This window comes from Micromonospora sp. A202, from assembly GCF_006715105.1.
GTDB lineage: Bacteria > Actinomycetota > Actinomycetes > Mycobacteriales > Micromonosporaceae > Micromonospora > Micromonospora zamorensis.
Map to the genome: position 1 here is coordinate 3,477,846 of NZ_VFMP01000001.1, position 13,923 is coordinate 3,491,768.

Consider the following 13,923-nt stretch of genomic DNA (forward strand, 5'->3'; position numbering starts at 1 on the left):
GGTCAGTCTTCGGCGAAGCGGTAGAGCACGAAGTCCTTCTCCGCGCCACAGGCGATCACGTGGGTGTTCCACGAACAGGACGCGCTGCGGACGTCCTTCAGCTCGCCCAACTCGTCCACCTCACCGGACTCGGCCCACACACCGGCCAGTACGCGGTTGTCCGCGACCATGCTGGGCGCCTTGGCGAAGACCAGCAGGTTGCCCTCGTCCAGCCGGACCGCCACACCGCCCCGGTCGGACAGCACCGGCTTGCCGGAGGCGTCGAAGAGGGTGACGGTCGGGTCCGGGTACTCCCGTTGGGCGAGCAGCCGCTCACCCAACGGGACCAGGTCGGTCACGCCCGGCGCCGACCAGCGGATCGCGGGCTCACCTTCGGTCGCCGCCACCACTTCGGTGCGCGCGGCGTCGTTGTTCGGCACCTGCAACAGGCAGGCCCGCCGCTCGCCGCAGGCCACCAGTCCCTTCGGACGGTAGTCGTCGTTGCCCGCCCGGTGCAGCACCACCGGCGCCGCGTCGGAACCCAGGTCGTACGACAGCAGCTGGTAACCGCCGTCGTTGCCGGCCACGTACAGGCGGTCCCCGTGCGCGACCACCAGGTCGTCCAGGTCGGCGACACTGCCCCAGCGGCGCAGCACCTTGCCGGACGCCATGTCGAGCAGCCGCACCGACCGGTCCGCGCCGACCTGGATGAGCTGCCGCCCCTTGCCCGTCCACGAGTTGCGGGGCGTGCCGTCGAGGAAGGCCGGCCCGCCCGCCGCCTTCGCGGTGCCCACCGGCCGGACCACTGTGCGGCTGCCGTCGAACTGGTCGCGGGGGGTGGGCTGGGCCCACTTCTGAGTGCCGTTGCTCAGGCGCAGGCCGACCAGTTGGGCCGCGGACCGGTCCACGAGCACCGCCGTGTCGTCGGCGAAGTAGACGTTGTCGTCACCACGGACCGACCGCTGCCAACGCTGTTCGCCCGTACGCGCGTCGAGCACGGCCAGCGGGCGCGGGGTGCTGTCGCCCGACGCGTCGGCGAGGACCGCGACCGCCCCCGGGACGGCGATGATCGCCTCCCAGTCGTCGGCCCGCGCGTCGGTCTGCTCGCGCCACAGCTCGTCGCCGGTTGCGGTGTCGACGGCCACCACCTCCAGCCGGTCGTCCGGCAGCGGGAACCCGAGGTAGGCCCGGTCGCCGAGCATCGCCGTCCACATGCCGGCCGGCCGCTCGGTCCCGGCCTTGGGCCGGGACAGTTCACGCAGCGACCCGAACTCCAGATCGGGGTAGCGGTCACGGGTCAGGTAGATCGTCGCCGCGGCGCCCACCCCGACCAGGGCCAGCACCGCGCCGAGCACCACCCAGCGCGCCCGCCGCCAGCGCGGCCCACCCGCCGGCAGGGTCGGGGCCGCTGCGGCCCAACCCGGCCCGGGAGGCGGGCCCGCCGGCGGGGTCGACCCCGGCCAGGGCTGCGACGGTACGACCGGCGCGGCGGCTCCGGCCGGTGCGGGCGGGCTCACGGGGCCCGGCGCGGGCGGGCTCACGGGGCCCGGCGCGGGCGGTGGTCCCACGTACGCCGGGGCGGGCAGCGGCTTGCGCAGCGGCAGGTCGGTCAGTGCGCCCTCGGCCACCGGCAGCTCCGGCTGGTCCAGCACGGTCGGGGCGACCCCCAGCTCGGCGTGCAGCATCCGGGCCACCAGCGGGATCCGTGACGAGCCGCCGACGAGGAACAGCCCGGCGAGCTGGTCGGGGCTGAGACCGGCTGCGGCGATCACCTCCCGGGCGCGCTCCACCGCCCGACGCAGCAACGGCGTGGCCGCCCGCTCGACGTCCGCCCGGGTCAGCTGGACCGTATCGGCCACCCCCGGCACGGCGACCGGCGCGACAGTGGACCGGGACAACGTCTCCTTCGCACCCCGTACCTCGTCCCAGAACCGCACCTGGTCGCGGCGCTGCGCCGGGTCCGCCGGCCGGGTCAACCGGGCCCACTGCGCGGCGTGCCGTTCACCGACCAGCTCACCTACCCGCCGGACCAGGGCCGCGTCGAGGTCCAGACCGCCCAGGTCGGGCAGGCCACCGTCGGCGACCACGCTGAAGCCGGAGTCACCCCACGGGTCGGCGCCCTCGTTGCGCAGCACCGCGACGTCGAGCGTGCCGCCACCGAAGTCGAACACCGCGATCGCGCCGCCGACCGGCACCGGACGATGCAGCACCTGCGTGTAGTAGCGGGCGGCGGCCACCGGCTCCCGCAGCAGCCGGGTGCCCGGCGGCGTCGGCCCGGCCAGGGTGTGCTCGGCCACCTGCGGCCACCCCGCCAGCAGCAGGGCGTCGGCGAGCACCTGCCGTCGCGTCGCGTCCCAGGCGGCCGGGCAGGTGAGAACGGCCGGGGGCAGGAAGCCGACGGTGCCCACCGCGGCCCGCGCGACCGACGCCAGCACCGCGGCGAGCAGGTCGGCCGGCGGGTACGAGCGGTCGCCGAGCACAACGGTCGGCTCGTCCACCCGGCGCTTCGGGTTCGCCTCGAACCGGGCCGGGTCCGCCTGCGCCAACCGCCGGGCGTCCCACCCGGTGTGCAGGGTGCCGTCCGGGTCGGCGTACACGGCGGAGGGGCTGAGCGGTTGACCGTCCATCAACAGCGGACGGGTGCGCCCGTCGGGCCAGCGCAGCACCGCGACCGTGTTGGACGTACCAAGGTCGACGCCGAGGGCGAAACCCTCGTGCTGGCCTGCCATCTGCCCGATACCTCCGCCGCGACGAGGGGAACTCGACCCCGCATCGTACGCAGGCCCCGCCGCCGGGCTGATCACTCGGTCAGGGGACGGTCGGGGCCACCCTATCCACCGACCCTCTCGTTGGTCGTTTGCACGTCGGCCGCTCGCAGGAGCCGGAGTTGACCGATCTCCGCGACGTTCTTCATCAGCTCGGCGTTGACCCAGCCGATCGTGTGCGTGACCGTGTGGTCGGTCTCGCCCGGCCAGGGGAACGTCGCGTTGCCCTCGAGGTCGGCGTCGCTGAGGTGGTCGAGCAGGCCCAGCCATTCGGTGCGCAGGCCCCGCAGCCACGCGACGCTCGGCTCACCCGCGCCGGGCCACACCACGTCCGTGCGCTGGCGCGGTGGCGCACCCCGGAGATGATCCATGGTCACGGTCCACCACCAGCCGATGTGCCAGGTGAGCCAGCCGATCGTCGGCGCCGGGACCGGGTCGGGTTCGGTGTCGGCCCAGTCCGGCGTCCAGGTGCCGTCGGCGCTGCGCCGGACCGACCAGCAGTGCGGGGTCGGCTCCCAGAGGAAGCCGTCGGCTTCGAGTCGTTCGAGGTGGTACTCGAACAGCGCCCACGTCAGGTCGAACTGCCAGCGCAGGAGGGCAATGGACGTTACGGACATCCGAGGATTCTGTCGGGGCACCGACGTCGCCGTCGACAGAATAAGCACCCGCCGGCTCATGACCGGCGTGCGGGTGATGACTGTGCGGCATCAAGATGCCGCACAGTCATCACGCTCGCAGCGAGTGCCCCGCCGGCGCGGGCCCAACGCGACGATCAGGAGTCGGCGGCGCAGCGCGCGGAGAGGGCATAGCGGAGCAGGACCACGTCGCCGATCTGGCGGGCCTCGGCCAGCCGGGCGCGGCGGCCCGGGTGCCAGGGGAAACGACCCTCGCCGACGAACCGGGGCGCCCGCCCGTCGCCGACGAAGAACGGGGCGACCACCAGGTGCAGCTCGTCGGCGAGACCGGCGGCGAGGAACTGGGCGTGCACCGTCCCGCCGCCCTCCACCATCAGCCGCTGCACACCCCGCGCGGCCAGGTCGGTCAACAGCCATCCAGGGTCGACCGGCTCGCCCGCGTCGATGACGGTGGCCAGGCGACCGAGGCGCTCCCGGGTCTTCTCGACCGCATCGGTGGCGCAGTAGACGAGCCGGGTCGAATCACCGGCGGTGAAGAAGCGGGCGGTCGGGTCGAGATCACCCTGGGCGGTCAGCGTGACCTTGGTGGGTGATTCGGGTCGGCCGGACGCGGCCCGCTCCGCCCGCCGACTCGGCGAGCGCACCAGCAGCCGCGGGTCGTCGCGGCGGACGGTGCCGGCGCCGACCAGGATCGCGTCGCAACTGGCCCGGACCGCGTCGACCCGGTCCAGGTCGTCGTCGTTGGACAGCAGCAGGCGTTGCTCGGAGGCGTCGTCGATGTAGCCGTCGATCGAGGCCGCGCAGCTGAGCAGAACGTACGGTCGCGAGGGCTCCGGCTGGCAGCTCATCGGGGGCCAGCCCGGTCGGAGGTGCCACTCGTGAGCGCTTCCGCCGCCTCGGCCTCCGCCGCCTTGGCCGCCTTCGCCGCCAGGTAGTCGGCGTTGGCCGGGGAGAGGAACACGCTGGTGGGCACCCGCTCGGCGACGTCCACGCCCAGCCTCGTCAGCTGCTCGGCCTTGTCCGGGTTGCTGCTGAGCAGTCGGATCCGCGGCACGTCCAGCGTGGCCAGCATCTGTGCGGCGGCGGTGTAGTCCCGCTCGTCCTCGCCCCGGCCCAGCGCCACGTTGGCCTGGTAGGTGTCCAGCCCGGCGTCCTGCAACGCGTACGCGTCGAGTTTGGCGTACAGGCCGATGCCGCGACCCTCCTGGCGCAGGTAGAGCAGGAAACCGCCAGCTTCGGTGATCCGCTGCACCGCCTCGCGCAACTGCGGCCCGCAGTCGCAGCGTTGGCTGCCGAACACGTCGCCGGTCAGGCACTCGCTGTGCGGACGGACCAACGGGGGCTCTCCCCCGGCGGCGAGCCGGTCCAGAGCGCCCGCCCAGTCGCCGAGACCGAGTGCGAGGTGCTCCCGGCCGTCCACCAGCCCCTTGAACGAGAACACCCGGACCGTCGTGGAGTAGCCGTCGGGAAACGTCAATGGCACCGTGACCTGCGTACGGATCGTGGCGACCGGCAATGCTTCGGGCATGGGACTCCTTTGTCCGGCGCCGCCGACGCGCGGCGACGCGTACGTCTCACAACCGACTCAACAGCCGCCGACGGGGGCGGCTTCCCGGGCGGCGGCCGGAACTCGATTGCGCCGGGCCAGCAGCACGGCCGCTCCGGGCAGGCTGGCGACCAGGATCAGTGCACCGTAGACGGTGGCGGTGGCGACGCCCTCGGCCGCGCTGAGGCCGGCCGCGCCGAACACCCACGCGGCCACCCCCTCGCGCGGGCCGAAGCCGGCGACGTTCAACGGCAGGCCCATGGCGAGCAGGGCGAGCAGCGTCAACGGCAGCAGTCGTGACAGCGGGGCGTCCGATCCGGCGGTACGTGCCGCCACCAGGAAGGTGGCCAGGTGACCGGCGACCATCACCGCGGAGGCGATCAGCACGCCGAGCCAGGTGCGCCGGGCCAGCAACCCGGACCGCACGTCCGCCACGGCGGTGCGCATCGCCCGCGCCCAGCGCGAGGGGCCGGCGTTCGGCACGGCCCGGGCCAGCAGCACGGTGACCAGCCCGCCCGCGAGCAGCAGGCCGGCGGCGACCGGCAGGTACGGCCGCACCGGGGACGGGAAGGCCGCGAGCACCACCAGCGCGACGCCGACCAGCACCACCTGCCCGGCGGTGCGTTCCCAGACCACCGCGCGGATGCCCCGGCTGACGTCACCGGCGTCCCGGCCGTGGCGGACCGCCCGGTGCACGTCGCCGAGCACACCGCCGGGAAGGGTGGCGTTGAGGAACACGGCCCGGTAGCAGTGCGCCACGGCGGTGGCCAGCGGCAGCCGCACGCCCAGGCCACCGGCGACCAGACTCCACCGCCACGCCGCGCAGACAGTGGTGAGCACCCCGATGACCAGCGCCGCAGCCAGCGCCGGCGCGTCGATCAGTCGCACCCCGGCGAGGAACGGGCCGGTGCCCACCTGCCACAACAGGACGGCGAGCAGACCCACCCCACCGACCACTCGTGCCCAGGCCCAGAACATCGGCGTCGGCCCTCCCCTTGAAGATCGTCCACTTGCCCTAGTCCACGTACCCAGGGTGAGAACGGTTCATCCGTCGGCGAGGAGGTCACTGTGTTCGACCAGGACGGTGAGCCGCCCGGCCGCCGCGTCGGCCAGCCGACGCCGGGCGTACGCCTCGGCCGGGCCGGCCAGGTCGGGACGCTCTTCGCAGGCCGCGCCCAGCCAGCCCCGGAACCACTCGGCGGCCAGGTCGGCGTGCTCCGGACCCAGCCGCCACGCGCTGGGCCGTTCCCGCACGCGCACGCCCCGCCGGGCGAACGCGGCGACAGTGGCGGCGACGGCGTCCGGGCCGAGCAGCCGCCGGCCGTCGACCGTACGCCGTTGGTGGTCGTTGAACGCGGCCTCGACCACCGCGTCCAGTGGATCGGCCGGGGTGAACCGGACCCGCCCGGTCACCGAGAGGGCGAAGAGGGTCGGCCGGCCCACGCAGGCGGCCACCACCCGCTCGATCTCCTCGACGCTGAGCATGTCCAGCAGCGCGGACGCGGTGAACAGCGAAGCATCGGCCAGGTCGGCGGCGCTCAGCCGGGTGAGGTCACCGCAGCGGGTGCTCACGGTGACCGGCGCGCCGTCGGAGGCGGTCACCCCGGTCATGCCCTCGGCGGCACGGGCCAGCAGGTCTGCGTCCCGGTCGTGCAGCACCCAGTGCTGCGAGCCGGGCAGGCGGGGTGCCACCCAGCGGCTCATCGAGCCGGTGCCGCTGCCCAGGTCGTGGATCACCGTCGGGGCGTCACCGGCCAGTCGGGGGCGAACGGCGTCCAGCAGGTCCTCGGCACGCGCCGCCGCGTCGGCCGGCTCCCGCAGTCCCAGCCAGTCGGCGAACGGCAGGGTCTCCTCGACGGTCATCCCGCCACCTCCTCCAGCGCGGCGGCCAGCAACGCGGTGGTCACCGGCCAGTCGGTCAGGGTGTCGCGCCGGGCCAGAGCGGCACGCCGCAGTCGGGCCCGCAGCGGGTCGTCGGTCAGCCAGCGGGTCAACGCGTTGGCCAGCGCGGCGGGGTCGTCCGGGGCGACGAGCAGGCCCGGCCGGTCACCGCCGGGCGCGTGGCCGAGCGCCTCCGGCAACCCGCCGACCTCGGTGGCGAGCACCGGCAGGCCGCGCGCCAGCGCCTCGGTGACGACCATCCCGTACGTCTCGCCCCGCGACGGCAGGACCAGCAGGTCGGCATCGGCGTACGCGGCGTCCAGCGCCGCTGCGGTCAGCGGACCGACGAGGCGCACCCGCTCGGTGAGGCCGGCGCCGGTGAGCCGCTCCCGCAGCCGCCCCACGAGGCCCGGCTCCCGGGTCAGGGTGCCCGCGCACACCATCGTCCAGCGCAGCCCGACCAGCGTGGACAACGCGTCGACCAGCACGTCGTGCCCCTTGTGGTGGGTGACGGCCGCGACGCAGAGCAGTCGGTCGCCGGTGACCGAGCCGGGTGCCGGCGGTGCCGGCCGCACCCCGGGAGGGGCCGCCCGGATCCGGTCGGCGAGCGCCGGATGGCGGGCCACCAGGTGACGGCGGGTCCACTCGCTGGTGGTGACGACGACCCGGGCGGTGGTCAGCGCCCGGGCCTCCGCCTCGTCGTCGAACGGCAGGTGCACGAGGACGACCAGGCGCAGCCGGCGGGCATGCGGGACGAGCAGGTCCGGCACTGTCGAGGCGATCAGGCCGTCGAGCAGCACCACGGCGTCGTCGGGCGTGGCGTCGAGCAGCTCGGTCAGCTTCGCCCGGTCGACCGGGTCGGGGTCCGGCCACGCGCCGGGCACCGGGTGTTCGCGCACCGACCAGCCGCGCTCACCGAGCCCCGCGCAGACCCGCCGGTCGTACGTGTTGCCACCGCTGGGAGTGGCCACGTCGTCGATGTCACCGGGCAGGAGGACGTGCACCGTGCGGAAGGTCGTGTCCGACCCGCCGGTGGACGCCGTCCGACCGGCATCGATCACAGCGAACGCTCGTAGCTCGCCCAGGCGATGTGCGACTCGTGCAGGGTGACGATGATGCCGGTGAGGTCACGCGCCCCCGCGCCCAGGTCACCGGCGTGGACCCGCTCGACCAGCCGGTCCGCGATGGTGCGGGCCAGCACCTCGGTGGTGGTGTTCACCCCGGCGAAGGCCGGCTCGTCGTCGAGGTTGCGGTAGGTCAGCTCGCCCAGCACGGCCCGCAGCTGCTCGGTGGCCAGGCCGATGTCGACCACGATGCCGTCGGCGTCCAGGTCGGGCCTGCGGAACATCGCGTCCACCACGAAGGTGGCCCCGTGCAGACGCTGGGCCGGGCCGAACACGTCGCCTCGGAAACTGTGGGCGATCATCATGTGATCCCGAACGGTCACGCTGAACACTGTCACTCCCCGTCGTCGTAGGTGATGAGGTGGCAGAGCGCGGGCAGGTCGCCCGTGCTCAGTCTGGCAAGCACGTCGGGCAGCTCCGCGAACCGGGACGCACCGGTGATCAGGGCGTCGAAGGCCGGGTCGTCGAGCAGGTCGAGGGCGAGCGCCAGTCGGTCGGCGTAGCTGCGCCGCCCACGCCGGGCAGGCGCGACCATGCCGACCTGGCTGCTGCGTACGCTCAACCGGCCGGAGTGGAACGCCCCACCCAGCGACACCTGCACCTGGCGGTCGCCGTACCAGCTCAGCTCGATGACAGTGCCCTCCGGCGCGAGCAGGTCCAGCGAGCGTTGCAGCCCGGCGCCGGTGGCGCTGGCGTGCACCACCAGGTCCCGGTCGCCGGTCGCGTCGTCCGGTTGGGCGAACTCGACGCCGAGCGCGCCGGCCACCCCGGCCCGCCGGACGTCGGTGTCGACCAGCTCGACGTGCACGCCGGGAAAACGGGCGAGCAGCGCGGCGACACAGCAGCCCACCATGCCCGCACCCACGACGGTGACCCGGTCACCGACCAGCGGCGCCGCGTCCCACAGCGCGTTGACCGCGGTCTCCACCGTGCCGGCGAGCACCGCCCGGGCCGGAGGCACCCCGTCCGGCACGGGCACCACGGCGGTGGCCGGCACGACGTACGCGCTCTGGTGCGGGTGCAGGCAGAAGACCGTGCGCCCGAGCAGGTCCGGCGGGCCCTGCTCGACCACGCCGACACTGAGATAGCCGTACTTCACCGGGCCGGGGAAGTCACCCTCCTGAAAGGGCGCGCGCATGGCGGCGTGCTGGTCGGCAGGCACCCGGCCGGCGAAGACCAGCGTCTCGGTGCCCCGGCTGACCCCCGAGTACCGGGCTCGGACCAGCACCTCGTCGGGCCCCGGAGCGGGCAGCGTCACAGGCCGGATCTCCGCCGCGCCGGGCTCACGCACCCAGCAGGCGTACGCCTCGCGGTTCACCGTCGCGCACCTCACCTCTTGCTCGAGGCCGCACCGAGCGGCCAGGCTTCCGTGCCCCTCCCGGGTTGTCGATCATAAACACGGAGCGGAGGTGTCCACAGTTCGAAGTGGTCCGATGACCGGCTGACCACGCAACTGCTACCAGCGGTTGCGCGCCTCCTCGGCCCAGCCGACGAGCCCGTCGAGGCTCACCTTCGTCCCGTCGTCCGTCTTCGCCCAGCCGGAGAATTGCCCGAAACACTGGTGGGTCTCGTTCGCGACGACACCCAGGTTGGTGCGGGCAACCTTCTCGTGGAACGGCTGGAACTCGGCCTCGACCCGTTCCCCGCTGATCCGCCACGGGCGAAGCCAGTCCGACCGGTCGTAGGTCCAGCGCAGTTCCTCGCCGATCTTGTGCAACCGGCCGTCGACGAACAGGCCGTTCTCGGTGACCCCGGTGCCGTCAGTCCACTGACCGCCGAGCTGGATCGCCCGTCCCGGTGCCGCACCGGCGGCCCAGTTCCACGTGATCGCGTACGGCCATCTGCCGCGACCGTGGTCCAGCACGGCGAACGCGTCCGGCCCACCGATCTCGTACGTCTGGCCGTGCAGTTCCAGCGTGCCGAGGACAGGGCGGCCGACGTCCTTGACCGTGTACTGGAATCGCGTAGGGCTCCACGGCACGACGACGCCGAGCGACTCGTGGCCGGCCGGCAACGGCACGTCCACCTCCAGCCGTACTCCGGGGGCGCTGGCCGAGATGGCGGTGCCGTCCGGGCGCTGAGCGATCCGGATCGCCAGGCCACCGCCCTGTGCACGAACCTCGCCCACGCCGCTGTGCGGCGGTAGTACCGTCCCGCGCGCCAGCGGCACCACCACGTCGGCCTTCGTCTCGGTGCCGCTGTCCCGGTCGAGCACATAGACGCTGTGCACGCCGGCGTAGTCCAGCGACGAAGCGACCAGCCCGACGATGTGCCGTGGCGTCACGATGCCCCAGTACTCCCACCGCTTGGTCCGGCCCCAGCCGCGCAGGTTCGCGGTGTGCAGCGGGCGGCGTGTCCAGCCGACGGCCGCGGGATTGAGCCGCCCGCCCGGTTGGCACAGCTCGACAGGTGAGGAGAGTTCGCGTTCGTGGGTCACGAGGTGCACGATAGCCCCGCCGCCCTCCGAGACACCCGACCACAGGGTCGGTGGTGCCGCCTGGAAGGGCTTCGCCAGCTGCGGGTGCTACCAGCTGCGCACTCGCCAGAGTTCCACCACAGCTGGCCGCATCCCGCAGCCGGCCGGCTGACAGGTCCGGGACTTGGCCGGGTCCCATACCTGCTCGCCGGTCGGCGTCCGGCTCGGCCTGCCGGAGCACCTTTTGACTCAACTCGTTCTAAGTGAGCCATAACGGAGGCTATCCGGACCAAGAAGTCTGGTCAACGGCAGCATTTAAGACTGTTTCCGTCCTTAAATCGGTATGCTCGACCCATGACGCGTGCTGTCCCCGCCCCACTGAACGGCACCCCCGGCAACGAGCGACTGGTCCTCGCCGCGCTGCGGGGCGGAGCCGTTCTCAGCCGGACCGAGTTGAGTGCCACGACCGGCCTGCCGAAGACGACGGTGACCGGCATCGCCAATCGCCTCCTGCAACGGGGCATGGTCGTCGAGCACACCGCCGACACCGGACGACGGCATCGCAGTCGCGGCCGACCCGCGAGGGGCCTCGCGCTGGCAAACCCCGGCGGCCTGGTCGCCGCCCTGTGCTTCAGCCACACCACGATCCGGGCCGCGGCGGTCGGCTGGGACGGCACCTTTGCCGCCCACCGGCAACGCGACATCGGTGGCGATCGCGACCAGCAACGCGTGCTCGACCGAGGGCTGCGCCTGCTCGAGGAGGCGTTCGCCGAGGCGGGGTCGACGCCGGAGCAGGCCGACTTTGCCGTCATCGGCGTTCCGGCAGCCTTCGAGCGGGGGGTCGGGGCGGCATTTGGCCGGATGCCCGATGCAGCCCACGAGGCCGTACCCGAGCTCGGAAAGGTCTTCGGTTGGTTTCGCTCAGACCCGCAACCCATGGTCACCGAACACCTGGGCATCCCGACGGCGGCGGAGAACTACGCCAACCTCGCAGCGTTGGGCGAGGCGACCGCCGGGGCGGGGCGCGGCCTGGACGACCTCATCTACATCAAGCTGGTCGAGGGGGTCGGCGCCGGGCTGGTCCTCGGTGGCGGACTGCACCGGGGGGCGCGCGGCCTGGCTGGGGAACTGGCGCATGTGCAGGTGCTTCCCAACGGACGATGGTGTCTCTGCGGAAGTCGCGGCTGCCTCGCGGTGACGTACGGCGACTTCATGGAAACGATCGGCTCGACCTACCCGCAACCGTTGACTGCCGCCGACATCCGCGAGCTCGCGGCTGCGGGCGAGGTGGGCACCCGACGCATCCTGGCTGACCTCGGTCGGGGCTTCGGGCGAGTGCTCGCCGACGTCTGCGTGCTGCTCAGCCCGGAGGCAATCATCGTGGACGGAGCGCTCGGTGCGGCGGCAGAACCGTTTGTCGCCGGCATGCGCGAAGCGATGGACCAGCGCATGCCGAGCGTCATGGCGGAGTCCGTGCAGCTGCTCACCGGCGAGCTCGGGGAACGGGCCGAGCTGCTCGGTGCGGTCGCGCTCGCTCGGGCGGGGCAACTGCCCGCCGCGACCGTCAGCCGGTAACGGACGGGTCACGGACGCAGCGCGTTCGCAACACCAAATTCACCCTGGTGTTGCGAAGTCTCCTGGTAGCGGTAATGTTCTGCCGGACAACAAAGCCTTCCTCCGTCCTCGGCCGGTCGGGGGAAGCGCCAGCGTCGCGACCGTTCCACTCCGGCTCCTTGCCCGGTACTCGCCTGAACCGTCGCCTGGCCTCCTTCACGGGCGGTGCATTCGTCGATCCGATGCACCTCCCGTTCACGTGGACTCCCCCGTCCACGACAACCTGCGGCACCGGACCGGTGCGAGCCGGGGACCTCCCCTGCCGCAAAAATGGAGGTACGACCACCGATGAAGATCCGACCCACCGCTCGATGGGTGGCGGGGGTGTCAGCCGCAGCGGCTGCTGCCCTGGCCGTCACCGCAGGCCCACCCGCCATGGCAAACTTCGCCAGCGCCTCACGCGGCGCCAGCACCTACCCCGGCCAGTCCCCCGTCGTCCAGACCGACAAGGGTGCGGTCCGTGGCGAGGCCAAGAGCATGGTGACCTCCTTCAAGGGCATTCCCTTCGCCGCGCCGCCGACCGGTGACCTTCGCTGGAAGGCACCGCAGCCGGCCGCCAAGTGGAAGGGCACGAGGGACGCGACACAGTTCGGGGCTTCCTGCGTACAGGGCACCGGCTGGGACCCCGGATATGACAAGCCCACGCTGACCGAGGACTGCCTCTACCTCAACGTGTACCGCCCCAGCACCGCCTCAAAGAAGAACCTCCCGGTCTTCTTCTGGATCCACGGCGGCGGCAACTTCGCCGGCGCAGGGCGCGACACCAACCCGGACAAGTTCGTGACGCGGGAGGACGTCGTCTACGTCACGATCAACTACCGGCTCGGCGCCATGGGCTACCTCGTGAACCCGGCCCTTGAGGCAGACAACCGCGACGGCTCGGCTGGCAACTTCGCGATCCTGGACCAGCAGGCAGCCCTGCGCTGGGTGCAGAAGAACATCAAGGCGTTCGGCGGCAACCCCAACAACGTCACAGTCGCCGGGCAGTCCGCGGGCGCCGGCAACACGGCCGTGCAGCTTGCCTCGCCCACCGCGCGAGGTCTCTTCGACCGCGCCATCCTCCAGAGCGGGGGCGGCAGTCCTCTGCGGACGTTGCCGGCAGCCCGAGAGAGCGGCGAGCAGTTCAGCGCCGAAATCGGCTGCCCGACGGGCGCGGGCCAGGTCGACTGCCTCCGCTCGAAGAGCCCCACCGAGATCCTCGCGGCGCAGGCCAAGGTCCGTCAGTCGGGCGCCGTCGCCGGCACTCGCGTCGTGCCGACCGATCCGATCGAGCTGATGAAGACCGGCAAGCTGACCGACCTGCCGGTCCTGGTCGGCGGCACCTCCGACGAGTCGCAGCAGAGTGTCTTCGCCGCGTACGACTACCTCGACAAGCCGCTCACCACCGCACAGCTCAACACCCTGATCTCCACCACGTACCCGAATGGTGTCGACCAGATCCGTGCCACCTACCCGGTGGTGAACTACAAGTCGCCCACCGTCACCTGGGGTGCGATCCAGAGCGACCAGCGTGCGTGTCGGGACCAGACGCTGCGCGAGCGGCTGGCGAAGGACACCAGGACCTACGCCTACGAGTTCGCCGAGAAGAATGCTCCGGCCTTCGTCTCGATCTGGCGCCTCAACACCGACTACCCCTTCGGTGCCACCCACGTCAACGACCTCGGCTACCTCTGGGACTACCTCGGCACGGCCCTGCCCTTCAGCGGCGAGCAGGTCGACCTGTCCAACCAGATGATCAGCTACTGGGGCAGCTTCGCCCGCGACGGTAACCCGAACGTGCAGTTCGCGCCGACCTGGCCCCGGTACGCCCCGCAGGGTGACCTCCTGCAGTTCGCGGCACCCAGCGCCCAGCGGGTCGCCGACACCAAGGTCGGCGAATCGCACAACTGCTCGGTGTGGGACGCGGTCAGTCCCGCTGTCTGACCGCGTCGGCGAGGTCCGCGAGGTGGTGCCTCGGCACCAC

Annotated in this window: 12 protein-coding genes; 2 read left to right on the forward strand and 10 right to left on the reverse strand. The window is 72.6% G+C overall.

Annotated elements, in window-relative coordinates:
• Positions 1 to 2 precede the first annotated feature (2 nt).
• The 10 genes from FBZ33_RS16290 to FBZ33_RS16335 all read right to left on the reverse strand — a co-directional run bounded on the left by FBZ33_RS16290 (position 3) and on the right by FBZ33_RS16335 (position 10,367).
• On the reverse strand, positions 3 to 2,708 hold the full coding sequence (locus FBZ33_RS16290; RefSeq protein ID WP_141909706.1) for a hsp70 family protein: 2,706 nt from the start codon (positions 2,706 to 2,708) through the stop codon (positions 3 to 5).
• A 101-nt stretch (positions 2,709 to 2,809) separates the two neighbouring features.
• A complete protein-coding gene (locus FBZ33_RS16295) occupies positions 2,810 to 3,361 on the reverse strand; it encodes a DinB family protein (RefSeq protein WP_141909707.1) in 552 nt (183 codons plus the stop codon).
• A 155-nt stretch (positions 3,362 to 3,516) separates the two neighbouring features.
• Positions 3,517 to 4,227: a dihydrofolate reductase family protein gene (locus FBZ33_RS16300; RefSeq protein ID WP_088948533.1), complete on the reverse strand. Its 711-nt coding sequence runs from the start codon at positions 4,225 to 4,227 to the stop codon at positions 3,517 to 3,519.
• Entirely contained in the window at positions 4,224 to 4,907 is a 684-nt protein-coding gene (gene ribA, locus FBZ33_RS16305; RefSeq protein WP_141909708.1) for a GTP cyclohydrolase II, read from the reverse strand. The genes FBZ33_RS16300 and ribA overlap by 4 nt, the downstream gene beginning before the upstream one ends.
• A gap of 57 nt (positions 4,908 to 4,964) precedes the next feature.
• Positions 4,965 to 5,903 carry a lysylphosphatidylglycerol synthase transmembrane domain-containing protein gene (locus tag FBZ33_RS16310; protein WP_141909709.1) on the reverse strand — a complete coding sequence of 313 codons (939 nt, stop codon included), beginning with the start codon at positions 5,901 to 5,903 and terminating at the stop codon, positions 4,965 to 4,967.
• Between the two features lie 66 nt (positions 5,904 to 5,969).
• Entirely contained in the window at positions 5,970 to 6,788 is an 819-nt protein-coding gene (locus FBZ33_RS16315) for a class I SAM-dependent methyltransferase (protein ID WP_141909710.1), read from the reverse strand.
• On the reverse strand, positions 6,785 to 7,867 hold the full coding sequence (locus tag FBZ33_RS16320) for a glycosyltransferase family 4 protein (protein ID WP_255508896.1): 1,083 nt from the start codon (positions 7,865 to 7,867) through the stop codon (positions 6,785 to 6,787). The genes FBZ33_RS16315 and FBZ33_RS16320 overlap by 4 nt, the downstream gene beginning before the upstream one ends.
• Positions 7,864 to 8,262 carry a 6-carboxytetrahydropterin synthase gene (locus FBZ33_RS16325; protein WP_141909711.1) on the reverse strand — a complete coding sequence of 133 codons (399 nt, stop codon included), beginning with the start codon at positions 8,260 to 8,262 and terminating at the stop codon, positions 7,864 to 7,866. Before FBZ33_RS16325 ends, FBZ33_RS16320 begins: the two co-directional genes overlap by 4 nt.
• Before the next feature lie 2 nt (positions 8,263 to 8,264).
• The gene (locus tag FBZ33_RS16330; RefSeq protein ID WP_141909712.1) at positions 8,265 to 9,248 is read right to left on the reverse strand and encodes a zinc-binding alcohol dehydrogenase; all 984 of its coding nucleotides are present in this window, start codon (positions 9,246 to 9,248) and stop codon (positions 8,265 to 8,267) included.
• A 138-nt stretch (positions 9,249 to 9,386) separates the two neighbouring features.
• Positions 9,387 to 10,367: a DUF2804 domain-containing protein gene (locus FBZ33_RS16335; RefSeq protein ID WP_141909713.1), complete on the reverse strand. Its 981-nt coding sequence runs from the start codon at positions 10,365 to 10,367 to the stop codon at positions 9,387 to 9,389.
• A 333-nt stretch (positions 10,368 to 10,700) separates the two neighbouring features.
• Between FBZ33_RS16335 and FBZ33_RS16340 the strand changes: the two genes are divergently transcribed.
• Both FBZ33_RS16340 and FBZ33_RS16345 read left to right on the forward strand, forming a co-directional pair.
• Positions 10,701 to 11,921 (forward strand): ROK family transcriptional regulator, encoded by a 1,221-nt coding sequence (locus FBZ33_RS16340; protein WP_141909714.1) that lies wholly within the window; start codon positions 10,701 to 10,703, stop codon positions 11,919 to 11,921.
• Positions 11,922 to 12,284: 363 nt separating this feature from the next.
• Entirely contained in the window at positions 12,285 to 13,883 is a 1,599-nt protein-coding gene (locus FBZ33_RS16345) for a carboxylesterase/lipase family protein (protein WP_185755317.1), read from the forward strand.
• Positions 13,884 to 13,923 lie beyond the last annotated feature (40 nt).

What these genes read in the sequence shown, in the direction of transcription:
- FBZ33_RS16290 (WP_141909706.1), bottom strand. Translation starts at nt 2,708, where the DNA reads ATGGCAGGCCAGCACGAGGGTTTCGCCCTCGGCGTCGACCTTGGTACG.
- FBZ33_RS16295 (WP_141909707.1), bottom strand. Translation starts at nt 3,361, where the DNA reads ATGTCCGTAACGTCCATTGCCCTCCTGCGCTGGCAGTTCGACCTGACG.
- FBZ33_RS16300 (WP_088948533.1), bottom strand. Translation starts at nt 4,227, where the DNA reads ATGAGCTGCCAGCCGGAGCCCTCGCGACCGTACGTTCTGCTCAGCTGC.
- ribA (WP_141909708.1), bottom strand. Translation starts at nt 4,907, where the DNA reads ATGCCCGAAGCATTGCCGGTCGCCACGATCCGTACGCAGGTCACGGTG.
- FBZ33_RS16310 (WP_141909709.1), bottom strand. Translation starts at nt 5,903, where the DNA reads ATGTTCTGGGCCTGGGCACGAGTGGTCGGTGGGGTGGGTCTGCTCGCC.
- FBZ33_RS16315 (WP_141909710.1), bottom strand. Translation starts at nt 6,788, where the DNA reads ATGACCGTCGAGGAGACCCTGCCGTTCGCCGACTGGCTGGGACTGCGG.
- FBZ33_RS16340 (WP_141909714.1), top strand. Translation starts at nt 10,701, where the DNA reads ATGACGCGTGCTGTCCCCGCCCCACTGAACGGCACCCCCGGCAACGAG.